Annotated in this window: 19 protein-coding genes and 1 other RNA gene; 15 read left to right on the forward strand and 5 right to left on the reverse strand. The window is 67.2% G+C overall.

Features of this window, described 5'->3' with window-relative positions:
- Nucleotides 1–1,123: 1,123 nt before the first annotated feature.
- The 5 genes from ACWTPI_RS05385 to ompA form a co-directional block, all read right to left on the reverse strand.
- The gene (locus ACWTPI_RS05385) at nt 1,124–2,368 is read right to left on the reverse strand and encodes a tyrosine-type recombinase/integrase (RefSeq protein WP_454731135.1); all 1,245 of its coding nucleotides are present in this window, start codon (nt 2,366–2,368) and stop codon (nt 1,124–1,126) included.
- 173 nt (nt 2,369–2,541) lie between these two features.
- Nucleotides 2,542–2,900, reverse strand: a transfer-messenger RNA (tmRNA) gene (gene ssrA, locus ACWTPI_RS05390).
- An 88-nt stretch (nt 2,901–2,988) separates the two neighbouring features.
- Nucleotides 2,989–3,660 (reverse strand): phosphoglycolate phosphatase, encoded by a 672-nt coding sequence (gph, locus tag ACWTPI_RS05395; RefSeq protein ID WP_020200972.1) that lies wholly within the window; start codon nt 3,658–3,660, stop codon nt 2,989–2,991.
- A 2-nt stretch (nt 3,661–3,662) separates the two neighbouring features.
- Nucleotides 3,663–4,412: a bifunctional 2-polyprenyl-6-hydroxyphenol methylase/3-demethylubiquinol 3-O-methyltransferase UbiG gene (ubiG, locus tag ACWTPI_RS05400; RefSeq protein WP_454731136.1), complete on the reverse strand. Its 750-nt coding sequence runs from the start codon at nt 4,410–4,412 to the stop codon at nt 3,663–3,665.
- Between the two features lie 111 nt (nt 4,413–4,523).
- Nucleotides 4,524–5,183: an outer membrane protein OmpA gene (gene ompA / locus ACWTPI_RS05405; protein ID WP_029043179.1), complete on the reverse strand. Its 660-nt coding sequence runs from the start codon at nt 5,181–5,183 to the stop codon at nt 4,524–4,526.
- A 458-nt stretch (nt 5,184–5,641) separates the two neighbouring features.
- Between ompA and gyrA the strand changes: the two genes are divergently transcribed.
- The 15 genes from gyrA to rfaD all read left to right on the forward strand — a co-directional run bounded on the left by gyrA (nt 5,642) and on the right by rfaD (nt 23,607).
- Nucleotides 5,642–8,350, forward strand: coding sequence for a DNA gyrase subunit A (gene gyrA, locus ACWTPI_RS05410; protein ID WP_029043180.1), 2,709 nt, complete (start codon nt 5,642–5,644; stop codon nt 8,348–8,350).
- Nucleotides 8,351–8,430: 80 nt separating this feature from the next.
- Entirely contained in the window at nt 8,431–9,000 is a 570-nt protein-coding gene (locus ACWTPI_RS05415; RefSeq protein ID WP_029043181.1) for a DUF2059 domain-containing protein, read from the forward strand.
- 117 nt (nt 9,001–9,117) lie between these two features.
- Nucleotides 9,118–10,278: a 3-phosphoserine/phosphohydroxythreonine transaminase gene (gene serC / locus ACWTPI_RS05420; protein ID WP_454731137.1), complete on the forward strand. Its 1,161-nt coding sequence runs from the start codon at nt 9,118–9,120 to the stop codon at nt 10,276–10,278.
- 156 nt (nt 10,279–10,434) lie between these two features.
- Nucleotides 10,435–11,574, forward strand: a complete 1,140-nt coding sequence (gene pheA, locus ACWTPI_RS05425; RefSeq protein ID WP_454731138.1) for a prephenate dehydratase — start codon at nt 10,435–10,437, stop codon at nt 11,572–11,574.
- Nucleotides 11,575–11,634: 60 nt separating this feature from the next.
- Entirely contained in the window at nt 11,635–12,750 is a 1,116-nt protein-coding gene (hisC, locus tag ACWTPI_RS05430; protein ID WP_059410789.1) for a histidinol-phosphate transaminase, read from the forward strand.
- A 122-nt stretch (nt 12,751–12,872) separates the two neighbouring features.
- Complete coding sequence (locus tag ACWTPI_RS05435; protein ID WP_454731139.1) at nt 12,873–13,781, forward strand: prephenate dehydrogenase; 909 nt, start codon at nt 12,873–12,875, stop codon at nt 13,779–13,781.
- A gap of 61 nt (nt 13,782–13,842) precedes the next feature.
- A complete protein-coding gene (aroA, locus tag ACWTPI_RS05440) occupies nt 13,843–15,147 on the forward strand; it encodes a 3-phosphoshikimate 1-carboxyvinyltransferase (RefSeq protein WP_454731140.1) in 1,305 nt (434 codons plus the stop codon).
- 143 nt (nt 15,148–15,290) lie between these two features.
- A complete protein-coding gene (gene cmk, locus ACWTPI_RS05445) occupies nt 15,291–15,953 on the forward strand; it encodes a (d)CMP kinase (RefSeq protein WP_020200983.1) in 663 nt (220 codons plus the stop codon).
- 148 nt (nt 15,954–16,101) lie between these two features.
- Complete coding sequence (gene rpsA / locus ACWTPI_RS05450) at nt 16,102–17,796, forward strand: 30S ribosomal protein S1 (protein ID WP_020200984.1); 1,695 nt, start codon at nt 16,102–16,104, stop codon at nt 17,794–17,796.
- Between the two features lie 30 nt (nt 17,797–17,826).
- On the forward strand, nt 17,827–18,315 hold the full coding sequence (locus ACWTPI_RS05455; protein ID WP_454731141.1) for an integration host factor subunit beta: 489 nt from the start codon (nt 17,827–17,829) through the stop codon (nt 18,313–18,315).
- 241 nt (nt 18,316–18,556) lie between these two features.
- Nucleotides 18,557–18,883 carry a lipopolysaccharide assembly protein LapA domain-containing protein gene (locus ACWTPI_RS05460; protein WP_454731142.1) on the forward strand — a complete coding sequence of 109 codons (327 nt, stop codon included), beginning with the start codon at nt 18,557–18,559 and terminating at the stop codon, nt 18,881–18,883.
- Between the two features lie 3 nt (nt 18,884–18,886).
- Nucleotides 18,887–20,137, forward strand: coding sequence for a lipopolysaccharide assembly protein LapB (gene lapB, locus ACWTPI_RS05465; RefSeq protein WP_454731143.1), 1,251 nt, complete (start codon nt 18,887–18,889; stop codon nt 20,135–20,137).
- A gap of 42 nt (nt 20,138–20,179) precedes the next feature.
- On the forward strand, nt 20,180–21,553 hold the full coding sequence (locus ACWTPI_RS05470) for a UDP-glucose dehydrogenase family protein (protein WP_020200988.1): 1,374 nt from the start codon (nt 20,180–20,182) through the stop codon (nt 21,551–21,553).
- A 69-nt stretch (nt 21,554–21,622) separates the two neighbouring features.
- A complete protein-coding gene (gene rfaE1 / locus ACWTPI_RS05475) occupies nt 21,623–22,615 on the forward strand; it encodes a D-glycero-beta-D-manno-heptose-7-phosphate kinase (RefSeq protein ID WP_020200989.1) in 993 nt (330 codons plus the stop codon).
- Complete coding sequence (gene rfaD / locus ACWTPI_RS05480; protein ID WP_020200990.1) at nt 22,612–23,607, forward strand: ADP-glyceromanno-heptose 6-epimerase; 996 nt, start codon at nt 22,612–22,614, stop codon at nt 23,605–23,607. The genes rfaE1 and rfaD overlap by 4 nt, the downstream gene beginning before the upstream one ends.
- Nucleotides 23,608–23,817 lie beyond the last annotated feature (210 nt).

A 23,817-nucleotide genomic window follows, 5' to 3' on the forward strand; every position in this document is an offset into this window, starting at 1 on the left:
AGCCGGGGGTAACTCGCACCCCGTTCAAAAACTACTCACGGGTCTTTCCCCCGGCGGCTATGCCGTGGCGGAGGATCGTTGTCCGGCGGTGCGGTCGGCAGGGCGCGGCCCACCCTGGTGCCGTCATCCCGGGCGCCTCCGGGGCGGCGGGTCCTTCCAGGGTGGGATGCACAGGGGGCATTCACGCCCCGATTCATTTCTAGACAAAAGGGCTCCTAGGGTTAGTTAATTACCGACTGGTAGGTAGAGCGTGGGGCTATCTTGTCGTGGGGTGTCTGCGTTCTGCTCGAGGGCCGATATCGGCAATGGGGGCCTCGCCCGCTCAAGGCAGTGGATGAGGCCTTTTGTCAGCCTATGCGAGCCCACGGGCGGTCCGAGTAGATGAACGTGGCCCCGGCGAAGCCAGCGGGCGGCTTGGGCGCCAAAGACAGCATCATGATGCTGCCGTTCGCTATATGCCGTCTGGCATTCTCGGCTTCGTTCTCGCGTACACGCGGGTCGGCAAGGCGGATTCGGTCCCGCGCCTGGCTAGTCATCTCTGAAGGGGCGCAGGATGGGTTGACGCAGGCATAAGAATGGATGTCGTGGCCTCGTTGAAAGTCAACGGCGGGCTGATCGCAGAGTGGGCAAGAGGACGGGATTTGTTGCATGGCTGCTTGCACTGGAGTTGAGGGAGCCCCATGGTAAGGGGCTCGCTGGCAATTCGAGTTCATCGGGCCATGTCCGAGCCCCCCGTCTGATCTCTGGGGCGTTCGGTCACCTGACCGTTCGTCCCGTGGATTTTTCGTGTGCGCAGGTTTTGGGGGGGAGAGGGGGCATGTCGGGCGGCCACGGCAGGGAGGGGGCATCGAAAGTCTGGAGGCCTGCCGGCCCGGGACCGTTCGTTCAGGCTCGCTTTATGGAGCCGCCATTTTCAGAGAGGGGGGGGTGAAAATTGCAGCCCCATGGCTGGCTTATCGTGAGGCTAGATGACGTTGCACTACCCTTGCTTGCCGTTCGCCTCGCCTGGCGCGCGCCAAAGGCTTGCCCGGCACCTTCACGCGGTCGGAGTCGGCTTTTGATGTGTGGGCGCGATGGAAATCTCCTCCCGGCTGCAGGTCGCACCCCGTGGCTGGTCAAACCCCTATGCGGCCTGGCCGTTGTCGAATGGCAGAACCTTGGCCCCGCGTTTCAGCTCGTCTAGATAGTCGGCCCAGCGCTGCATCATTTCGCGGCGCTGCGGCAGGTGTGCGGTGCGGTTGTAGGCGCGGCCGAGCGGATCCTTGACTGCGTGCGCGAGCTGGGCCTCGATGATGGCGGGCGGCAAGCCCAGCACCTCGTCCAGGATGGTGCGGGCCATGGCGCGAAAGCCGTGGCCGGTCATGGTTTCGTTGTCGTAGCCGAGTCGGCGCAGGCCGGCGTTGATGGTGTTGTCGCTCATCGGACGCGTGGGGGTACGCACACCGGGGAACACATAGCGGCCGGTACCGGTGAGCGCCTGCAGCTCACGCAGGATGGCCACCGCCTGGATCGGCAGCGGCACCAGGTGCGCCGGCCCCGCGGCCTTGCCTTCTTTGGTGCGCTTCATGCGACCGCCCGGGATCTCCCACATGGCACCGTCCAGGTCGAACTCCGGCCATTCGGCCATACGCAGCTCGCCAGGGCGCTGGAACAGCAGCGGCGCCAACTGGAGGGCGCAGGTGACGGGGAAGGTGCCGGTATAGCCGTCGATGGCACGCAGCAGCTCGCCCACCTTGCCCGGCTCGGTGATCGCGGCGAAGTGCCGTTTCTGCACCGGCGACAGGGCGCCGCGCAGGTCCGCGGTGATGTCCCGCTCGGCGCGGCCGGTGGCCACGGCGTAGCGCATCGCCTGGCCGATGTTGTCGCGCAGCCGGTGGGCGGTCTCCAGCGTGCCGCGCCGCTCGACCCGGCGCAGCACCTCCAGCACCTCGGCCGGCTTGAGGTCGGCGGTGGGCTTGCCGCCGATCCAGGGGAAGGCGTTCGCCTCCAAGCGGCGCAGGATGCGATCGCCGTGGCTGGGCGACCAGGTGCCGGCGTACTTGGCGTGCCACTCCCGCGCCACCAGCTCGAAGCTGTTCGCCTCTCGCTGCGCCCTGGTGCTCTTGGCGGCCTTGCGGTGGGCGCTCGGGTCGATGCCTTCGGCCAGCAGCCGGCGGGCCTCGTCGCGGCGGTCACGGGCCTCGCGTAGCCCCACCTCGGGATAGGTGCCCAGGGACAGCATCTTTTCCTTGCCACCGATGCGGTACTTCAGCCGCCACCACTTGCCGCCGCTGGGCGCCACCCACAGCAGGAGGCCGTCCGCGTCATACAGCTTGATGGTCTTGTCGCCGGGCTTGGCGTTCTTGATGGCGGTGTCGGTGAGCGGCATCTGGGGGTAAGTTTTTGGAGGTCCGAAAGCTACCCCGAAAGTTACCCTCAAAATGTTTGGGCTGCAAAGAAACACCCCGGAACGCCGTGGGACGTTAAATCCCGTGAAACCAAAGAAAAAGCCCGGATATACCGGGCTTCTGGAACGTCCAGGATTATCCTGAAACGGGTAATTGGTGGAGCCGGCGGGAATCGAACCCGCGTCCGCAAGCCCTCCACAGAGAGTTCTACATACTTAGTTCTGTCATTTGATTTAACCGGTGCATCGCGGACGAACACGCTCTACAACGGCGAGTCACTAGGTTTTCGTCCCCTGGTTCGTGACTCACCCGGGGCTTATCTGACGTAAATGACCTCGCGTAGTCTTGCGACTCTAGCCCGTCAGCGAGCCAGTGCGAGGACGGCCGCAATTAAGCGGCCAGTGCGTAACGTTCGTCGTTAGCAGTTATTGCATTCCCATTGATTAACGAGGTGACGGGTCCTCGGTATGCCCTCCACTGCTTTGTAACCCACGTCGAAACCAGGTCGGCCCCGTGTGAACTGCTTGAACAGTGTCAAGAGATGGAATTGTACTCCGTTGGCGCCCCGAAGGGTAGGCCGCGTCCCGGCGCCACCCGCAGGCTAGCGCCGCGCGGCCGGCGTCAGCAGCGCGATCAGCTCGCTCGGATGGCGCACGAGGTAGTCGGCGCCCCATTCCTCGGGCGGCTCGCCGTCGCCGCAGTAGCCGTAGGCGGCGGTGATGGTGGCCATGCCGGCTGCCTTGCCGGCCTGGATGTCGCGCAGGTCGTCGCCCACGTACACGCAGCGCGCGGGGGCCACGCCGCTGACTTCGGCGGCGTGCAGCAGCGGGGCGGGGTGGGGCTTGGCGTGCGCCGTGGTGTCGCCGCTGACCACCGCCGAGGCGCGCGGCGCCAGGCCGATGGCGGCCACCAGCGGCGCGGTGAAGCGGGTGACTTTGTTGGTGACGATGCCCCAGCGGATGCCGGCGGCCTCGAGCGCGTCCAGCACTTCGCCCATGCCGTCGAACAGGTGCGTGTGCACGGCGATGTCGGCCTCGTAGTAGTCGAGGAAGGTGTCGCGCAGGGCGGGGAACTCGGGGTCGGCCGGGCTCTTGCCGAAGGCCGCGCCGATCAGGCCGCGCGCGCCGTGCGAGGCCACCGGGCGGAGCTTTTCATAGGCCACCGGCGGGTGGCCGTGCTCGACGACGAGGCGGTTGGCGGCCGCGGCGAGATCCGGGGCGGTGTCGGCCAGGGTGCCGTCGAGATCGAAGAAGACTGCGTCGAAGGTCTGCATGGTCAGGCGGGCCGGCGCAATGCCATCAGGTAGTTCACGTCGGTGTCGGAGCCCAGCGCGTAGACGCGGGTCAGCGGGTTGTAGGTCATGCCGCGCATCTCGATCAGTTCGAGCCCGGCGTTGCGGGCGTAGCGGGCCAGTTCCGACGGCGTGATGAACTTGTCGTAGTCGTGCGTGCCGCGCGGCAGCATCTTGAGCACGTACTCGGCGCCGACCACGGCCAGCAGGTAGGCCTTGAGGTTGCGGTTGATGGTGGAGAAGAACACGGTGCCGCCGGGCCGCACCAGCGTGGCGCAGGCGCGCACGACCGATTGCGGGTCGGGCACGTGCTCGAGCATCTCCATGCAGGTCACTACGTCGAAGCCGGCGGGCATGCGCGCGGCCAGCGCTTCGGCGGCGATCTCCTCGTAAGTCACGGCTACGCCGGACTCCAGGCTGTGCAGGTCGGCCACGCGCAGCGCCTTGGTGGACAGGTCGATGCCGCGCACGGTGGCGCCGCTGCGCGCCATGCTCTCGGCCAGGATGCCGCCGCCGCAGCCGACGTCGACCACCTGCTTGCCGCTCAGGCCGGCGACGCCGTCGATCCAGCCCAGGCGCAGCGGGTTGAGCTCATGCAGCGGCTTGAACTCGCTTTCCGGGTCCCACCAGCGGTGGGCCAGTTCGCTGAACTTGTCGATTTCGCGGGCGTCGGCGTTCTTGCCGAGCAGGGTGGTTTCCAGGGTGGGGTGGTGCGGCGTGGAGATCTGCGTCATGGAGTTTGGCGCGCGGCCGGTGCGGCGGCGTGAAAGCGGAGGGTATTGCGGCACTGTATCAAAAAAAAAGCCCAGCTTGCGCTGGGCTTTTCTTCATCGGAAGGAATCCGATTAACGTGCGCTGCGGGTGCCGACCACTTCGACTTCCACGCGGCGGTTCGGCTGCTGGCAGGCGATCTGGGCCTTGCGGGTACCCTTGCACGACTTCGGATCGACCTTCAGTTGGCGCTTGCCCTTGCCTTCCGTGTAGACACGGTTGGCTTCCACGCCCTTGCTCACCAGATAGGCCTTGACGGCTTCGGCACGACGGATCGACAGGCGATCGTTGTACTTGTCCGAACCGAACGAGTCGGTGTGGCCAACGGCGATGATGACTTCCAGGGTGATGCCGGACAGCTTGGAGGACAGGTCGTCCAGCTTGGCCTTGCCTTCGGGCTTCAGCACGGCCTTGTCGAAATCGAACAGGGTGTCGGCAGCGAAAGTGACCTTTTCGCTGGAGACGACCGGCGGAGCAACCGGAGCTTGCGGTTGAGCAACCGGAGCGGACGCCGGAGCCAGGGCGCCATCGCACAGGGCGTTGGCGGTGGCCGGGGTCCACGAGCTATCGCGCCAGCAGAGCTCGTTCGTGCCGTTCTTCCACACGTACTCGCTCGTACCGTTGCCCCAGTTATCGTTCACAGCCTTCTTTTCGTAGGGGACGGACTGGGCTTGAGCGGATGCAGCCATTACTGCGGTAGCTGCAACGAGCGCGAGCTTGGCAAATTTTTTCATATTTCTCCTCTCAGGATGAGATCACCGCAGGGTTACTGCGAGCAAATGGACGGAAACAAGTCATACATTCTTCGGAGTATAACATTCTCGATGCGGTGTATGCTCCACTTCGAACAATGTCTGGCTCTTCGCTGGGGAATTGTGCCACAAGCCTCGTTTCCTAAGAAGTAAATATATTCGATTCAATCAATGGGTTTTGGGCCTGTGGTGTTTGTGCAACATGACCCTTGCGATGCCCGCAAACCCTTGCCTGGCCGGGCTTGCAGGTTTTCGGCGCGGGCTCCGCGCGGCCGTTCCGGGCCTCGCGCGAGGGCTGCCGCGCGGGGCCCCCGCGGCCGCGGGGGCGGGGTGCCGGGCATGTTAGAATGCCACGTTGCCCTGCTGTCAGACGCTCTCGCGGCGAATGGCGATTCACCGGGGCGCCTTCTGTTTAAATTCGCCGCATAACCCACGCCGCAATGGATCAATTCGCCAAAGAAACCCTTCCGGTCTCCCTCGAAGAGGAAATGCGCCGCTCCTATCTCGATTACGCGATGAGCGTGATTGTCGGGCGCGCGCTTCCCGACGTCCGGGATGGCCTGAAGCCGGTGCACCGGCGTGTGCTCTATGCGATGCATGAGCTGAACAACGACTGGAACCGGCCGTACAAGAAATCGGCGCGTATCGTGGGGGATGTGATCGGTAAGTACCACCCCCACGGCGACACTGCTGTATACGATACGATCGTCCGCATGGCGCAGAATTTTTCGCTGCGCTACATGCTCGTCGATGGCCAGGGGAATTTCGGCTCGGTGGACGGTGATAACGCGGCCGCCATGCGTTATACCGAAATCCGCCAGTCCAAGATCGCCCACGAGATGCTGCTGGACATCGACAAGGAAACTGTCGATTTCGGGCCGAATTATGACGGTTCCGAAAATGAGCCGCTGATTCTGCCGGCCCGCATCCCGAATCTGCTGATTAATGGTTCGTCGGGTATCGCGGTCGGCATGGCCACCAATATCCCGCCGCACAACCTCAACGAAGTGGTCGACGGCTGCCTGCACCTGCTGCGCAATCCGCAGGCCACGGTGGACGAGCTGATCGAGCTGATCCCGGCGCCGGACTTCCCGACCGCCGGCATCATCTACGGCATCCAGGGCGTGCGCGAGGGCTACCGCACCGGCCGCGGCCGCGTGGTGATGCGCGCCAAGACGCACTTCGAGGACATCGACCGCGGCCAGCGCCAGGCGATCATCGTCGACGAGCTGCCGTACCAGGTCAACAAGCGCACGCTGCTCGAGCGCATCGCCGAACTCGTCACCGACAAGAAGGTCGAGGGCATCTCGGACATCCGCGACGAGTCCGACAAGTCCGGCATGCGCGTGGTGGTCGAACTCAAGCGCAACGAAGTGCCGGAGGTGGTGCTCAACAACCTCTACAAGCACACCCAGCTGCAGGACACCTTCGGCATGAACATGGTGGCGCTGGTCGATGGCCAGCCGCGCCTGCTGAACCTGCGCCAGATGCTGGACTGCTTCCTGTCGCACCGGCGCGAGGTGGTCACCCGCCGCACCGTATTCGAGCTGCGCAAGGCGCGCGAGCGCGGCCACGTGCTCGAAGGCCTGGCGGTGGCGCTGGCGAACATCGACGAGTTCATCGCCATCATCAAGGCCGCGCCGACCCCGCCGATCGCCAAGCAGGGCCTGATGGCCAAGGCCTGGGATTCGAGCCTGGTGCGCGAGATGCTGTCGCGCGCCGAGGGCGAGACCCCGGGCGGCCGCGCGTCCTACCGCCCGGACGGCCTGCCGGCCATCTTCGGCATGCAGGGCGACGGCCTGTACCGCCTGTCCGACTCGCAGGCGCAGGAAATCCTGCAGATGCGCCTGCAGCGCCTGACCGGCCTGGAACAGGACAAGATCGTCCAGGAATACCGCGACATCATGGCGGAAATCGCCGACCTGCTCGACATCCTGTCGCGGCCCGAGCGCATCAGCACCATCATCGTCGACGAACTGACCGCGATCCGCGCCGAATTCGGCGACGCGCGCCGCTCGCACATCGAGCTCAACGCGACCGAGCTTGACACCGAGGACCTGATCACGCCGCAGGACATGGTGGTGACGCTGTCGCACAGCGGCTACATGAAGAGCCAGCCGATCTCCGAGTACCGCGCGCAGAAGCGCGGCGGGCGCGGCAAGCAGGCCACCGCCACCAAGGAAGACGACTGGATCGACACGCTGTTCGTGGCCAACACCCACGACTACATCCTGTGCTTCTCGAACCGCGGCCGCCTGTACTGGCTCAAGGTGTACGAGGTGCCGCAGGGCTCGCGCAATTCGCGCGGCCGGCCGATCGTCAACATGTTCCCGCTGTCCGACGGCGAGAAGATCAACGTCATCCTGCCGGTGCGCCAGTTTGACGCAGAGCATTTCATCTTCATGAGCACCGCGCGCGGCACCGTGAAGAAGACCGCGCTGACCGAGTTCTCCAATCCGCGCAAGGCCGGCATCATCGCGGTGGACCTCGACGAGGGCGACTACCTCGTGGGCGCCGCCGTCACCGACGGCCAGCACGACGTGATGCTGTTCTCGGACGCCGGCAAGGCCGTGCGCTTCGACGAGAACGACGTGCGCCCGATGGGCCGCCAGGCGCGCGGCGTGCGCGGCATGAACCTGGAAGACAGCCAGAGCGTGATCGCCATGCTGGTGGCGCCGGCCGAGACCAGCGAGCAGGCCGGCTCGGTCGGCAGCGTGCTGACCGCCACCGAGAACGGCTACGGCAAACGCACGCCGATCTCCGAATACACTCGACACGGCCGTGGCACCAAGGGCATGATTGCGATCCAGACGAGCGAGCGCAACGGCCGCGTGGTGGCCGCGGCGCTGGTATCGCCGGACGACGAGATCATGCTGATCACGACCGGTGGCGTGCTGATCCGTACTCGCGTGGCGGAGATTCGCGAAATGGGCCGCGCCACGCAGGGTGTGACGCTGATCAACGTGGATGAAGGCACCAAGCTGTCGGGGCTGCAGCGGATCGTCGAGAGCGATGCCGACAATGGCGTCGCGGGTGACGAATCCGACGCGGCCGGGACGGATGGCGCCGAAGGTGCCGCGCAGGGCGAGCAGGCCGGTGCGCCGGGCGGCACCGAAGCGGGCACGCCGGACACGGGATCGGATTCGTAAATTGTTGCAACATTGGACCGCGGCGCCGGAACTCGATTGCCGGCTGCGGGACTAAAACGGACATATTCAAGGGAGTCACAATGCTCAAGACCTATCGACGTATCGCTGTTCTGGCTGCCTTCGTGCCGGCCATGATGCTGGCTGGCGCGGCGCATGCCCAGGCTCAGGACGCGGACAAGACCGCTGCCATCAAGGAACTGCTGACGGTGATGCAGGCCGACCAGGCCGTGAAGGGCCAGGCCGACAACTGGCAGCAGGGCGCCAAGCAGGAAGCGCCGATGGTCCTGGAACAGGTGCTCGTCGAGAACAAGACGCTCAACGACAAGCAGAAGCAGGCCGCCGTCGACAAGCTCAAGAAGAACGGCGCGGTGCAGCGCATGGTGGACGGCGCGGGCCAGGCCTTCACCACCGACGGCTTCAAGAGCGACGCCATCAAGGCGCACTACGACGCCTTCGCCAAGTACTACAGCGCGCAGGAAATCCGCGACCTGACCACCTTCCTGAAGTCGCCCACCGGCCAGAAGTTCATGGCCAACCAGGGCAAGGCGACCCAGGAGATCTGGGGCTCGATGATGCAGAAGTACGGCCCGCAGGTCGGCAAGTCGATGCGCGACGCCGCCGAGAAGGAAATCGCCGCCGCTTCGAAGTAAGCCGGCAAGCCGCGCCGCGGGGAGCGGGGCGCCGCCCCGGTCTCCCCATCGCGGTGCGGGTTTGAGGGATAATGGCTGCTTGGTTTACACCGGCAGCCATTTTTCATTTCTACTTCCATGAACGAACCCCAGAATCCAGCACTTGCCGCCATGATGCAGCGCGCCGTGGCCGAGCGTGTCTATAACTTCTCGCCCGGTCCGGCGGCGCTGCCGACCGAGGTGCTGCTGCAGGCGGCCGAGGAGATGCTGTCGTGGCACGGCACGGGGGTGTCGGTCATGGAGATGAGCCACCGCAGCCGCGAGTTCGAGAGCATCCACGCCGAGGCGCTGGCCGGCCTGCGCGAGCTGCTGCGCGTGCCGAAGAACTTCCGCATCCTGTTCCTGCAGGGCGGCGCCATCGGCGAGAACGCGATCGTGCCGCTGAACCTGATGCGCCGCGTGCATGCCGAGCGCCCCAAGGCCGATTTCGTCGTCACCGGCAGCTGGTCGGTGAAGTCCGAGCAGGAAGCGCGCCGCTATGGCGAGGTCAACATCGCCGCCACCAGCGCCGCGCAGAAGTTCACGCGCATCCCCGACGTGTCCGAGTGGAAGCTGTCCGACGACGCGGCCTACGTGCACCTGTGCACCAACGAGACCATCGGCGGCGTCGAGTTCCACGCCGTGCCCGACGTCGGCCAGAGCCGCGACGGCGGCCCGGTGGTGGTGGCCGACGTCTCCAGCCACATCCTGTCGCGCGCGGTGGACTGGTCGCGCATCCAGGTGGCCTACGGCGGCGCGCAGAAGAACATCGGCCCGGCCGGCGTGACCATCGTGATCGTGCGCGAGGACCTGCTCGGCCACGCGCATCCGCTGTGCCCGTCCGCGTTCGACTGGCGCCTGGTGGCCGAGCACAATTCGATGTACAACACGCCGCCGACCTACGCCATCTACATCGCTGGCCTGGTCTTCAAGTGGCTCAAGGCCCAGGGCGGCGTGGACGCGATCGAGCAGCGCAACATCGCCAAGGCGGACGCGCTGTACCGCTTCCTCGACCAGAGCGCGTTCTACCGCAACGAGATCGACCCGGCCTGCCGCTCGCGCATGAACGTGCCGTTCTTCCTCGCCGACGAGTCGCGCAACGACGCCTTCCTGGCGGGCGCGCGCGCCAACGGCCTGGTGCAGCTCAAGGGCCACAAGTCGGTCGGCGGCATGCGCGCCAGCCTCTACAACGCCATGCCGCTCGACGGCGTGCTGGCGCTGATCGAGTACATGCGCGAGTTCGAGCGCAGCGCGGCCTGAGCGTTGTCCCCGGCCTGGCGCGGCGCAGCCTGCGCCTTGCCGCGCGCCCGCCGCGCCCAGGCGCGAGCCGGGAGGGCGCCGGGAGGGTGCCGAACGGGCGCAAACCGGTCTTTTTCAGAGCCGCCTTGCAAGGAGGCGGCGCAGCGGATCCATACGATGACAAACCAAGACAAGCACAGTGCGCAGGCGGCGGCGCCGCAGGACAACGCCGCGGCCGAGAAGGCGCTCGGCGTCGAGCTGACGCCGCTGCGCGAGCAGATCGATGCGCTCGACCGCGAACTGCTCTCGATGCTCAACCGCCGCGCGCAGCTTGCCCTCGACGTGGGCGAGGTCAAGAAGAAGTACGGCGCGCCGGTGTTCCGCCCGGAGCGCGAGCTGCAGGTGATCCGCAAGGTGCAGGGCGCCAATCCGGGCCCGCTGCTCGACGACAGCGTGGCCTCGATCTGGCGCGAGGTGATGTCGGCCTGCCGCGGGCTGGAGAAGCCGCTCGAAGTGGCCTTCCTGGGGCCGGCCGGCACCTTCTCCGAGCAGGCGCTGTATGCGCATTTCGGCCATGAGGTGAGCGGCGTGCCGTGCCCGAGCATCGACGAGGTGTTCCGCGCGGTGGAAGCCGGCACCGTCGAGTACGGCGTGGTGCCGGTGGAAAACTCCACCGAGGGCGCGGTGTCGCGCACGCTCGACCTGTTCCTGCAGACCTCGCTCAAGATCAGCGGCGAGATCGCGCTCAAGGTGCACCACAACCTGATGGCGTCGTCGCCCGACATGCAGGGCGTGACCGTGGTGCGCGCCCACGCGCAGGCGCTGGCGCAGTGCCAGCACTGGCTCACGGCCAACTATCCGCACCTCGAGCGCCAGGCGGTGTCGAGCAACGCGGAGGCCGCGCGCATGGCCAGCGAGGACCCGACCTCCGCGGCCATCGCCGGCGAGTCGGCGGCCAACCGCTATCACCTGCACATGGTGCGCACGCATATCCAGGACGACCCGCACAACCGCACCCGCTTCGCGGTGATCGGGCGCTACGAGACCGAGCCCTCGGGCAGCGACCAGACCTCGATGATCCTGTCGGTGCCGAACAAGGCCGGCGCGGTCTACCAGCTGCTCGCGCCGCTGGCCGACAACGGCGTGTCGATGTGCCGCTTCGAGTCGCGCCCGGCGCGCAGCGGCGCGTGGGAGTACTACTTCTACGTCGACGTGGAAGGCCACCAGAACGATGCCGCGGTGGCGCGCGCGCTGGAGGAACTGCGCCGCAACGCGGCCTATTTCAAGGTGCTGGGCTCGTACCCGTCCAGCAAGTAAGGCCGGGACGGCAGGCAGATGGCAGCATAGCGGCCGGGCAGCGACCGGCAAGGAGTCGACATGGCAGAGCAGGGCAGGCAGTTCGGTCCCGAGTACGTGCGGGCGATTTCACCCTACGTGGCGGGCAAGCCGATTTCCGAGGTGGCGCGCGAGTTCGGCCTGGACGAAGCCGCCATCGTCAAGCTGGCCTCGAACGAGAACCCGCTCGGCATGCCCGAGTCCGCCCGCACCGCCATCGCCGCCGCGGTGGCCGAGCTGGGCCGCTACCCCGACGCCAACGGCTTCGGGCTGAAGGCCGCGCTGTCGGCCCGCTTCGGCGTGCCGGCCGACTGGCTCACGCTGGGCAACGGCAGCAACGACATCCTCGAGATCGCCGCGCACGCGCTGGTCAGGCCGGGCGAATCGATCGTCTATGCCGAGCACTCGTTCGCGGTGTACGCGCTCGCCACGCAGGAAGTCGGCGCGCGCGCGATCGAGGTCAAGGCGCGCGACTACGGCCACGACCTGGACGCGATGGCCGCCGCGATCGCGCCGGACACGCGCCTGGTCTTCATCGCCAATCCCAACAACCCGACCGGCACCTTCCTGCCGGCGGCCGCCATCGAGGCCTTCCTGGCCAGGGTGCCGGCCAATGTGGTTGTGGTGCTGGACGAGGCCTACAACGAATACCTGGACGACGCCCAGCAGTACGACTCGGTGGCGTGGGTGCGCCGATACCCGAACCTGCTGGTCTCGCGCACCTTCTCCAAGGCCTACGGGCTGGCCGGGCTGCGCGTCGGCTACGCGGTGGCGCAGCCGGCGCTGACCGACCTGCTCAACCGCATCCGCCAGCCGTTCAACGTCAACAGCCTGGCCCAGGCGGCGGCCATCGCGGCGCTCGGCGACACCGCCTTCCTCAAGCGCAGCGCCGAGCTGAACCGCGCCGGCAAGGCGCAGCTGGTGGCCGCGTTCGACCGGCTCGGCCTGCAATACGTGCCGTCCTCGGGCAATTTCGTGCTGGTGCGCGTGGGCCGCGACGACGGCGCCGGCGCGCGCGTCAACCTGGCGCTGCTCCGGCAGGGCGTGATCGTGCGGCCGGTCGGCAACTACAACCTGCCGCAATGGCTGCGCGTGACCATCGGCCTGCCGGAAGAGAACGCGGCCTTCATCGCGGCGCTCGAGAAAGCGCTCGGATAGCCGGTCCCGCCCTCGTTTTTCTCCGCTTCGCGGCCGGTGCCCGCCCGATCGGCGCCGCCGCGGCCGGGCGGAGCGGATACAATGCCGGATTCCCGAACTTTCGTGCCTGGCAGCGTATTCCCGTGACCGATCCTGCGTCCGCTCCCTATTTTTCCCGTGTCGTCATCGTCGGCGTCGGCCTGATCGGCGGCTCGCTGGCGCTGGCGCTCAAGCGTGCCGGCGTGGTCGGCACGGTGGTCGGCGTGGGCCGCTCGCAGGCTTCGCTCGAGCGCGCGCTCAAGCTCGGCGTGATCGACGAGGCCGCCACGCTGGAAGAGGCCGCCAGGGGCGCCAGCGTGATCGTGCTGTGCGCGCCGGTGGCGCAGACCTTTGCGCTGCTCCATGCACTCGAGCCGCATATCGAGCCCGCCACCATCGTCACCGACGCGGGCAGCACCAAGTCCGACGTGATCGTGGCCGCCAAGACGGCGCTGGGCGACAAGGCCGCGCAGTTCGTGCCGGCGCATCCCATCGCGGGACGCGAGCTGAACGGCGTCGAGGCCGCGCTGGCCGATCTCTACGACGGCAAGCGCGCCGTGCTGTGCCCACTGCAGGAAAACAGCCGCCTCGACGTGGCCGCCGTGCGCGCCATGTGGGAAACCGCGGGCGCGCACTGCGACGTGATGTCGGCCGTGCAGCACGATGCCGTGTTCGCCGCGGTCAGCCACCTGCCGCACCTGCTGTCCTACGCGCTGGTGGCCCAGGTGGCCAATGCCGAGGATGCCGCGCTCAAGCTCGATTTCGCCGGCGGCGGCTTCCGCGATTTCACGCGCATCGCCGCGTCCTCGCCCGAAATGTGGCGCGACATCTGCATCGGCAACCGCGAGGCCATGCTGAGCGAGCTGTCGACCTACCAGGCCATGCTCGCCCACCTGAAGACCCTGATCGAGAAAAGCGACGGCGCGGGCCTGGAGCGCATCTTCCAGCGCGCCAGCCGGGCGCGCCTGCAATGGGGCGCGCAGCGCGCGCCCGCCGTCAACGCCGAACCCTGACCGCCACCCACACCGCGGCGGCCCGCCACCGGCGGGGCGCCGCACAACCCGCTCGCAGATCATGGAACACCTCACGCTCGGTCCCCTCACCCGCGCCTCCGGCACGGTCCGCCTGCCCGGCTCCAAGAGCATCTCCAACCGCGTGCTGCTGCTGGCGGCGCTCGCCGAAGGCGAAACGCGCGTACGCGACCTGCTCGATTCCGACGACACCCGCGTGATGCTGCAGGCGCTGCGCACGCTCGGCGTGGAGTGGCGGCAGGAAGACGGCGCGTGCGTGGTGCGCGGCGCCGGCGGCAACTTCCCCAACAAGTCGGCCGACCTGTTCATGGGCAACGCCGGCACCGCGATCCGCCCGCTCACCGCGGCGCTGGCGCTGCAGGGCGGCAGCTACAAGCTGTCCGGCGTGCCGCGCATGCACGAGCGGCCGATCGGCGACCTCGTCGACGGCCTGCGCCAGATCGGCGCGAAGATCGACTACCTCGGCACCGAGGGCTATCCGCCGCTGCAGATCTCGCCGGCGCCGATCCGCATCGACGCGCCGATCCGCGTGCGCGGCGACGTCTCCAGCCAGTTCCTGACGGCGCTGCTGATGACGCTGCCGCTGGCCGACGCCGCCGCCGGCATCATCGAGATCGAGGTGGTCGGCGAGCTGATTTCCAAGCCCTACATCGAGATCACGCTCAACCTGCTGGCGCGCTTCGGCATCGAGGTCCGGCGCGAAGGCTGGTCGCGCTTCATCGTGCCGGCGCGCGCGGCCTACCGCTCGCCCGGCGAGATCTTCGTCGAGGGCGATGCCTCGTCGGCCTCGTATTTCCTGGCGGCCGGCGCCATCGGCGGCGGCCCGCTGCGCGTGGAAGGCGTGGGCATGTCGAGCATCCAGGGCGACGTGAAGTTCGCCGAGGCGCTCAACCGCATGGGCGTCAACGTCATGGCCGGCGCCAACTGGATCGAGGTGCGCGGCACCGAGCGCGACGACGGCCGCCTGCGCGGCATCGAGCTCGACTGCAACCACATCCCGGACGCCGCCATGACGCTGGCGGTGGCGGCGCTGTTCGCCGACGGCCCGACCACGCTGACCAACATCGCGAGCTGGCGGGTCAAGGAAACCGACCGCATCGCCGCGATGGCCACCGAGCTGCGCAAGCTCGGCGTGGAAGTGGAGGAGGGCGCGGACTACCTGAAGGTGACGCCACCGTCGCAATGGCAGACGCCGGCCGCCGGCATCGACACCTACGACGACCACCGCATGGCGATGTGCTTCTCGCTGGCCGCGTTCGGCCCGCTGCCGGTGCGCATCAACGAGCCGGGTTGCGTGGCCAAGACCTTCCCCGATTATTTCGAGGTATTCGCCTCTGTGACGCGCTGATCACCGCGCGTGCCTGTGCGCGCCTGCCCCAGTAGCGGCCGGCGGCGTAATGCGCCACAGTAAGAGGATGCGCCGCGCGGCGCAGGCCGGCACTCTTGGCACTCTTGTTAGGAAGATTGATTTTTGTCCTGTTTCAATAAGCAATGACTATCGTCGACGTCATCACAATCGACGGGCCCACCGCCTCCGGCAAGGGCACCGTAGCGCACAAGGTGGCCGATGCGCTCAGCTTCCACTTGCTGGACAGCGGGGCCCTGTACCGCCTGGTGGCGCTCGCCAGCGAGCGGGCGGGCATCGACGCGCAGGATGTCGAGGGGCTTGCAAAACTGGCCACCCGCCTCGATGTCAAGTTCGGCCCGGACCGGGTCTGGCTCGGCGGCGAGGAGGTCAGCCTGGCCATCCGCGCCGAGGCCACCGGCAACCGCGCCTCCGCCATCGCCGTGCACCAGCCGGTGCGCGACGCGCTGACGGCGCTGCAGCGCGGTTTCCGCAAGCTGCCCGGGCTGGTCGCCGACGGGCGCGACATGGGCACCGTGATTTTCCCGGACGCCCGCCTGAAGGTGTTCCTGACCGCAAGTGTCGAGGCGCGCGCTCGCAGGCGCTATAAACAATTGATTGATAAGGGAATTTCTGCTAATATCGAAGACCTTTTGCGTGACCTCGAGTCGCGCGACCTGCGGGATCGCACCCGCACGGCCGCGCCGCTGCGTCCCGCAACGGATGCGCGGCTGCTCGACACCTCCGAGATGACGGTGGATCAGGCAGTGGCGCAGGTGCTGGAGTGGTACGCCGCGCAGGGTTGCTGACCCGCGCGCCCGGACCGCTGCGCGCCGAAGTGCCGGTGGCGCCCGCATGCGCGGAACCGCCGGTGTTGTTCAACCTGACCCCGCTGCCCAGGCAGACTGAGCGCGATCCTCGCGCCGGCCCGAGTACTGCGGATTGCTAAACAAGTTTATGTCCGACCTGCAAACTAACGAATCCTTTGCCGCACTGTTCGAGGAATCGATCGCCCGCTCCAATATGAAGGCTGGCGAAGTGATTTCCGCTGAAGTCGTGCGCATCGACCACAACTTCGTGGTCGTCAACGCCGGCCTCAAGTCCGAAGCCTTTGTGCCGGTGGAGGAGTTCCTGAACGACCAGGGCGAACTCGAAGTGCAGGCCGGCGACTACGTCTCCGTGGCCATCGACGCGCTCGAGAACGGCTATGGCGACACCATCCTGTCCCGCGACAAGGCCAAGCGCCTGGCATCGTGGCTGAACCTCGAGAAGGCGCTGGAAGACGGCGAGATCATCTCGGGCACGGTCACGGGCAAGGTCAAGGGCGGCCTGACCGTCATGGTCAACGGCATCCGCGCGTTCCTGCCGGGCTCGCTGGTCGACGTGCGTCCGATCAAGGACACCACGCCGTACGAAGGCAAGACCCTGGAATTCAAGGTCATCAAGCTGGATCGCAAGCGCAACAACGTGGTGCTGTCGCGCCGCGCCGTGGTCGAAGCGACCCTGGGCGAAGAGCGCCAGAAGCTGATGGAAACCCTGAAGGAAGGCGCCATCGTCAACGGTATCGTCAAGAACATCACCGACTACGGCGCGTTCGTGGACCTCGGCGGCATCGACGGCCTGCTGCACATCACCGACCTGGCATGGCGCCGTGTCCGCCACCCCAGCGAAGTGCTGTCGGTCGGCCAGGAAATCACCGCCAAGATCCTCAAGTTCGACCAGGAAAAGAACCGCGTCTCGCTGGGCGTGAAGCAGCTGGGCGAAGATCCGTGGGTCGGCATCTCGCGCCGCTACCCGCAAAGCACCCGCCTGTTCGGCAAGGTGACCAACCTGACCGACTACGGCGCGTTCGTCGAGATCGAAGCCGGCATCGAAGGCCTGGTGCACGTGTCGGAAATGGACTGGACCAACAAGAACGTGGCCCCGTCCAAGGTTGTCCAGCTCGGCGACGAAGTCGAAGTCATGGTGCTCGACATCGACGAAGACAAGCGTCGTATCAGCCTGGGCATGAAGCAGTGCAAGGCCAATCCGTGGGACGACTTCAGCCGCAACCACAAGAAGGGCGACAAGCTGGCCGGCCAGATCAAGTCGATCACCGACTTCGGCGTGTTCATCGGCCTGCCCGGCGGCATCGACGGCCTGGTGCACCTGTCGGACCTGTCCTGGCAGGAAACCGGCGAAGAAGCCGTGCGCAAGTACAAGAAGGGCGACGACGTGGAAGCCGTGGTCCTGGGCATCGACGTCGACAAGGAACGCATCTCGCTGGGCATCAAGCAGCTGTCGGGCGATCCGTTCAACAACTTCATCTCGGCCAACGACAAGGGTTCCCTGGTCAACGGCACCATCAAGACGGTGGATGCCAAGGGCGCCGTGGTGCAGCTGGCTGACGACGTGGAAGGCTACCTGCGCGCGTCCGAAATCTCGGCCGACCGCGTGGAAGATGCCCGCAACGTGCTGAAGGAAGGCGAGCAGATCACCGCCCTGGTGGTGAACGTCGACCGCAAGTCGCGCAACATCAACCTGTCGATCAAGGCCAAGGACAGCGCAGAGCAGCAGGAAGCGATGCAGAAGTTCCAGGCCGATACCGGCACCGCCGGCACGACCAACCTGGGCGCGCTGCTGAAGGCCAAGCTCGGCCAGGACAACCAGTAAGCATCGGTTCACTCCTGCCAGCGGATGCCCATGACCAAGTCCGAGCTTGTCGAAAAACTGGCTGCCCGGTTCCCGCAGTTGTTGCTGCGGGACGCGGACATCTCGGTCAAGACGATCCTCGATGCCATGTCCGAAGCGTTGGCCGATGGCCACCGCATCGAGATTCGCGGATTCGGCAGTTTTGGTCTGAACCGGCGTCCGCCGCGCGTGGGGCGCAACCCCAAGTCCGGCGAGAGGGTGCTGGTGCCTGAGAAACGGGTGCCGCACTTCAAGGCGGGCAAGGAGTTGCGCGAGCGGGTCGACCGCAGTCTGGTGACACAGGCCGCCGGTAACGGCGGCGGTGGCGCTGGTGCCATCGCCGGCGGCAACCATGTCGGCAATGGCAATGGCAATGGCAGCAATGCCAGTGGCAACGGCCACGGCGCGGTCCATGCGGCAACGGCGCACGGACAGCCCAAGCCGGCAGTCGCCGGCGGCGTGCTGCACGACGATGCCGGGCTGAAGCTGGCCCGTTCCTGAGTTGCTGCGATTCGCTCGCAATATGCCTGGATAGTCGAGAAAGCGCCCCGCATCGGGGCGCTTTTTCATTATGCGGGCATACAAGAGGTTACCGTTGGCGCGAGACGATTCCGCTACAATGCCGGAAATCCACAGAGGGGCGTCGCCGCCCGCTGGCCCGATGTCCGCATCGGCCTGCATTGCCGGAGCCCGATGCCTTACCTGCCGCCTGAAGTCCGCATGAAATCCTCCTGACGTCCGCATGAAATTTGTCGCCTGGATCATCCGCATTGTCCTGTTCGCGCTGCTGTTCGTGCTGGCGTTGCGCAATACCGCCGACGCCTCGCTGCGGCTGTTCTTCGACGCCGTCTGGCGCGCGCCGCTGATCCTGATCCTGCTGGCCGCCTTCGGGCTCGGCATCGTCGCCGCGCTGGCTGCGGTGGCGCCGGCGCTGATGCGCCAGCGCATCGAGATGGGCCGGCTGCGGCGCGCGCTCGGCGAGGCGCGCAGCCAGCCGCCGGAAGCCCCGCGCGATCCGCAGGCCGCCGCGTCCGGCGTTCCCTACAACGTAGTCGGCCCGAAAGTCTGAGCCATGATTTTTGAAACCTGGTGGCTGCTTGCGCTGCCGCTCATCTTCGGCCTCGGCTGGATGGCCGCGCGCTTCGACGCGCGCCAGCTCCTGAGCGAGCAGGGCGCCTTGCCCCGCTCCTATTTCAAGGGGCTGAACTTCCTGCTCAACGAGCAGCCCGACCAGGCCATCGATGCCTTCATCGAAGTGGTGCGCCTGGATCCCGAGACCACCGAGCTCCACTTCGCGCTCGGCGCGCTGTTCCGCCGCCGCGGCGAGACCGAGCGCGCCATCCGCGTGCACCAGAACCTGGCCAGCCGCCAGGACCTGCCCGACGCCGAGCGCGAGCACGCGCTCTACGAGCTCGGCCAGGATTACCTGCGCGCCGGCCTGCTGGACCGCGCCGAGGAATCGCTGCGGCGGCTGATGTCCGGCCCCTACGCGGCGCCGGCCAAGCACGTGCTGCTCGAGCTCTACGAAGTCGAGAAGGAATGGAAGAAGGCCATCGACGCCGCGCGCGAGCTGCAGCCGCTCGAGCAGAAGGACTACAAGGTGCAGATCGCCCAGTTCTGCTGCGAGCTGGCGCAGGACGCGCTGCAGCGCAAGCAGCCCGACGAGGCGACCGGCTGGCTGCGCCAGGCCATCGAGGAAAATCCCGCCAACGTGCGCGCGCCGATGCTGCTCGGCGATGTGGCGATGGCCGCCGGCGATGTGGCCGGGGCGCTCGGCCACTGGTTCGGCATCGAGCAGCAGGATGCGTCCTACCTGCCGCTGGTGGCCGACCGCGTGGTCAAGGCCTACCGCCAGCTCGGCGACGAGGGCAAGGCCCTGGCATGGCTGCGCGGCCTGCTCAAGACCAGCCTGGCGCCCGAGCTGCTCGACAGCGCCTACCGCGCCGAGCTCGAGCTGCACGGCGCGCCGGCCGCCGCCACGCTGATGCGCGAGCAGTTGCGCCGCCAGCCTTCGCTGCTGGCGCTGACCAAGTATTTCGAGGCCCAGGCCGCCGAAGCGGCGCAGGCGCAGGAAGCGCCCGCCAGTATGCCCGCCGACGTGCCCGCCGGTGTTGCGGCGGTGGCGTCGCCGGCCGCCGGCCAGGACATCGCGCAGGCGCAGGAAGTCGCGGCGATCCGCGACCTGCTGCAGCATCGTACGCGCAACCTGGCCCGCTATACCTGCCGTGAATGCGGTTTCCGCGCGCGGTTGTTCTATTGGCAGTGCCCCGGCTGCAACCGTTGGGAAACCTACGCGCCGCGCCGTTCGGAGGCACTCGGCTGACGCCCCGGCGTCGCACGCCAATCCCTATCTGGAGTACAAGCTATGAAAGTCACCGTTATCGGCAGCGGCTACGTCGGTCTAGTGACCGGGGCCTGCCTGGCCGAACTGGGCAACGACGTGTTCTGCCTGGATGTGGACGAGCGCAAGATCGCGCTGCTCAACGCCGGCGGCGTGCCGATCTACGAGCCGGGCCTCAAGGAACTGATCCTGCGCAATCGCGAGGCCGGCCGGCTGACCTTTTCCACCGACGTGGCGGCGAGCGTCGAGCACGCCGACGTGCAGTTCATCGCGGTCGGCACGCCGCCCGACGAGGACGGCTCGGCCGACCTGCAGTATGTGCTGGCGGCGGCGCGCAACATCGGCCGCCACATGACCGGCTTCAAGGTGGTGGTGGACAAGTCGACCGTGCCGGTCGGCACCGGCGACCGCGTCGCCCAGGCGATCCGTGCCGAGCTGGCCGCGCGCAGCCTGGAAGACCTGCAGTTCTCGGTGGTGTCCAACCCCGAGTTCCTCAAGGAAGGCGCCGCGGTGGAGGACTTCATGCGCCCCGACCGCATCGTGCTGGGCTGCGACGCCGACGTCGCGGGCCGCCACGCCAAGGCCATCATGCGCCAGCTCTACGCGCCGTTCAACCGCAACCACGAGCGCACCTTCTACATGGACGTGCGCTCGGCCGAGTTCACCAAGTACGCCGCCAACTCGATGCTGGCCACGCGCATCTCGTTCATGAACGAGCTGGCCAACCTGGCCGACGAGGTCGGCGCCGACATCGAGCTGGTGCGCATGGGCATCGGCTCCGATCCGCGCATCGGCTATAGTTTCCTCTATGCCGGCGCCGGCTACGGCGGCTCGTGCTTTCCCAAGGACGTGCAGGCGCTGATGCGCACCGCGAGCGCGCACGGCAAGCCCATGCGCGTGCTGGAGGCGGTCGAGGCCGTCAACGACGCGCAGAAGCAGGTGCTGGCCGACAAGATCGTGCGCCGCTTCGGCGAGGATCTCGCGGGGCGCACCTTCGCGGTGTGGGGCCTGGCGTTCAAGCCCAACACCGACGACATGCGCGAGGCGCCGTCGCGGGTGCTGGCGCGCGCGCTGGTGTCGCGCGGCGCCGCGCTGCGCGTGCACGACCCGATCTCGATGGCCGAGGCGCGCCGCGTGCTGGAGGAGGACCTCGCCGACATCGAGGGCGGCTTCGCGCGCGTGCATTTCAGCGACGCGCAGATGGACACGTTGGACGGCGCCGACGCGCTGGTCATCGTCACGGAATGGAAGGTCTTCCGCAGCCCCGACTTCAACCAGATCAAGCGCCGCCTGACGGCGCCCGTCATCTTCGACGGACGCAATCTGTACGAGCCCGAGGCCATGCAGGAAGCAGGCATCGAATATCATGCGATCGGGCGGCCGACCACGACGCGCTAACCGAGAAACCAACGGGAAGAACAAGCCGACGCGCTGGCTGACGGACCGGGCCGCGTTGCCAAGGATTCCATGAGCAAGAACCACATTCCGCTGCAACAGATCAATCAAGCCCGCATCCTGGTGACGGGCGACATGATGCTGGACCGCTACTGGTTCGGCGACGTGGAGCGCATCTCGCCGGAAGCGCCGGTGCCGGTCGTGCAGATCAAGCGCAGCGACGAGCGCCTCGGCGGCGCGGCCAACGTGGCGCGCAACGCGGCCGCGCTCGGCGCCAGCGTCGGCATGCTCGGCGTGGTCGGCGACGACGAGCCCGGCCGCACGCTCGAGACCCTGCTGGCGGCCAGCCACGTGCAGCCCTACCTGCATCGCGACGCGAGCGTCAACACCACCATCAAGCTGCGCGTGGTGGCGCACCAGCAGCAACTGCTGCGCGTGGACTTCGAGAACCCGCCCGCGCACGAGGTGCTGCTTTCCGTGCAGGAGCGCTTCCAGACCCTGGTCAAGGAATACAAGGTGCTGGTGCTGTCCGACTACGGCAAGGGCGGGCTGGCGCACGTGGGCCGCATGGTGGAAGCGGGCCGCGCGGCCGGCTGCCTGGTGCTGGTCGATCCCAAGGGCGACGACTACTCGCGCTATCGCGGCGCCACGCTGATCACGCCCAACCGCGCCGAGATGCGCCACGTGGTGGGGGCCTGGAAGACCGAGTCCGACCTCACCATCCGCGCCCAGAACCTGCGCCGCGAGCTGCACCTGGAAGCGCTGCTGCTGACGCGCTCGGAAGAGGGCATGACGCTCTACACCGAGGCCGAAGTGCTGCACGTGTCGGCGCAGGCGCGCGAGGTCTACGACGTCTCGGGCGCCGGCGACACCGTGATCGCCACGCTCGCCACCATGCTCGGCGCGGGCGTGCCGCTCAAGGAGGCCGTGCAGCACGCCAACCGCGCCGGCGGCATCGTGGTGGGCAAGCTCGGCACCGCCGTGGTCACCTATCCTGAACTGTTCGGTACGCCGGCGCAGGGCGCGGCACCGTCTTCCGGCTCGCACGAGTCCTCACGCACATGACCATCATCGTTACCGGCGCGGCCGGCTTCATCGGCAGCAACCTCGTCAAGGGCCTGAACGACCGCGGCGAGGACAATGTCGTCGCCGTCGACAACCTGACGCGCGCGGAGAAATTCCACAACCTGGTCGACTGCGACATCCGCGACTACGTCGACAAGACCGAATTCCTGGCCCGTTTCGCGCGCGGCGACTTCGGCAAGGTGCGCGCGGTGTTCCACGAGGGCGCCTGCTCCGACACGATGGAGCACGACGGCCGCTACATGATGGAGAACAACTACCGCTACACGCGCGCGCTGATGGAAGCCTGCCTGGAGCAGGGCGCGCAGTTCCTCTACGCCTCGTCGGCGGCCACCTACGGCGCCTCGCAGGTGTTCCGGGAAGACCGCGAGCACGAGCAGCCGCTCAACGTCTACGGCTACTCCAAGTTCCTGTTCGACCAGGTGGTGCGGCGCACGCTGCCGTCGGCGCTGTCGCAGATCGTGGGCTTCCGCTACTTCAACGTCTACGGCCCGCGCGAGGCGCACAAGGGGCGCATGGCCTCGGTGGCGTTCCACAACTTCAACCAGTTCCGCGCCGACGGCACGGTCAAGCTGTTCGGCGAATACGGCGGCTACGGCCCCGGCGGCCACACGCGCGATTTCGTCTCGGTCGAGGACGTGGTGAAGGTCAACCTGTTCTTCCTCGAGCATCCGGACAAGTCGGGCATCTTCAACCTCGGCACCGGCCACGCGCAGCCGTTCAACGACATCGCCAGCGCCGTAGTCAACACGCTGCGCGAAGCCGAGGACAAGCCGCGCCTGAGCCTGGACGAGCTGGTGCAGGAAGGGCTGGTGGAATACATCAAGTTCCCCGACGCGCTGCGCGGCAAGTACCAGTGCTACACGCAGTCCGACATGTCGCGCTTGCGCGCGGCCGGCTACAAGGATGCGTTCTACACGGTCGAGGAAGGCGTGTCGCGCTACTGCCGCTGGCTGCTGCAGCGCCGGGGCTGAGGCCGCGCACCGCGGCCCGTGGCCGGATTGACGCGGAACCTTCGATTGCCGCCGGTCTGCTCCCCTCTCCCGCACGCGGGAGCGGGGAAAACGCAAGCGGCAAGCTGATCTTCCTGACAGCCTGGACGCGCGCTTCGGCGCGCGTTTTTCTTTTGGAGCCGCGCGCGGACACATCCTGGTAGCCGACGTGAACTTTGGTTGCAGGATGCG

The sequence above is a fragment of the Cupriavidus ulmosensis genome (genome assembly GCF_977008105.1).

What these genes read in the sequence shown, in the direction of transcription:
- ACWTPI_RS05385 (WP_454731135.1), bottom strand. Translation starts at nt 2,368, where the DNA reads ATGCCGCTCACCGACACCGCCATCAAGAACGCCAAGCCCGGCGACAAG.
- gph (WP_020200972.1), bottom strand. Translation starts at nt 3,660, where the DNA reads ATGCAGACCTTCGACGCAGTCTTCTTCGATCTCGACGGCACCCTGGCC.
- ubiG (WP_454731136.1), bottom strand. Translation starts at nt 4,412, where the DNA reads ATGACGCAGATCTCCACGCCGCACCACCCCACCCTGGAAACCACCCTG.
- ompA (WP_029043179.1), bottom strand. Translation starts at nt 5,183, where the DNA reads ATGAAAAAATTTGCCAAGCTCGCGCTCGTTGCAGCTACCGCAGTAATG.
- gyrA (WP_029043180.1), top strand. Translation starts at nt 5,642, where the DNA reads ATGGATCAATTCGCCAAAGAAACCCTTCCGGTCTCCCTCGAAGAGGAA.
- ACWTPI_RS05415 (WP_029043181.1), top strand. Translation starts at nt 8,431, where the DNA reads ATGCTCAAGACCTATCGACGTATCGCTGTTCTGGCTGCCTTCGTGCCG.
- serC (WP_454731137.1), top strand. Translation starts at nt 9,118, where the DNA reads ATGAACGAACCCCAGAATCCAGCACTTGCCGCCATGATGCAGCGCGCC.
- pheA (WP_454731138.1), top strand. Translation starts at nt 10,435, where the DNA reads ATGACAAACCAAGACAAGCACAGTGCGCAGGCGGCGGCGCCGCAGGAC.
- hisC (WP_059410789.1), top strand. Translation starts at nt 11,635, where the DNA reads ATGGCAGAGCAGGGCAGGCAGTTCGGTCCCGAGTACGTGCGGGCGATT.
- aroA (WP_454731140.1), top strand. Translation starts at nt 13,843, where the DNA reads ATGGAACACCTCACGCTCGGTCCCCTCACCCGCGCCTCCGGCACGGTC.
- cmk (WP_020200983.1), top strand. Translation starts at nt 15,291, where the DNA reads ATGACTATCGTCGACGTCATCACAATCGACGGGCCCACCGCCTCCGGC.
- rpsA (WP_020200984.1), top strand. Translation starts at nt 16,102, where the DNA reads ATGTCCGACCTGCAAACTAACGAATCCTTTGCCGCACTGTTCGAGGAA.
- ACWTPI_RS05455 (WP_454731141.1), top strand. Translation starts at nt 17,827, where the DNA reads ATGACCAAGTCCGAGCTTGTCGAAAAACTGGCTGCCCGGTTCCCGCAG.
- ACWTPI_RS05460 (WP_454731142.1), top strand. Translation starts at nt 18,557, where the DNA reads ATGAAATTTGTCGCCTGGATCATCCGCATTGTCCTGTTCGCGCTGCTG.
- lapB (WP_454731143.1), top strand. Translation starts at nt 18,887, where the DNA reads ATGATTTTTGAAACCTGGTGGCTGCTTGCGCTGCCGCTCATCTTCGGC.
- ACWTPI_RS05470 (WP_020200988.1), top strand. Translation starts at nt 20,180, where the DNA reads ATGAAAGTCACCGTTATCGGCAGCGGCTACGTCGGTCTAGTGACCGGG.
- rfaE1 (WP_020200989.1), top strand. Translation starts at nt 21,623, where the DNA reads ATGAGCAAGAACCACATTCCGCTGCAACAGATCAATCAAGCCCGCATC.
- rfaD (WP_020200990.1), top strand. Translation starts at nt 22,612, where the DNA reads ATGACCATCATCGTTACCGGCGCGGCCGGCTTCATCGGCAGCAACCTC.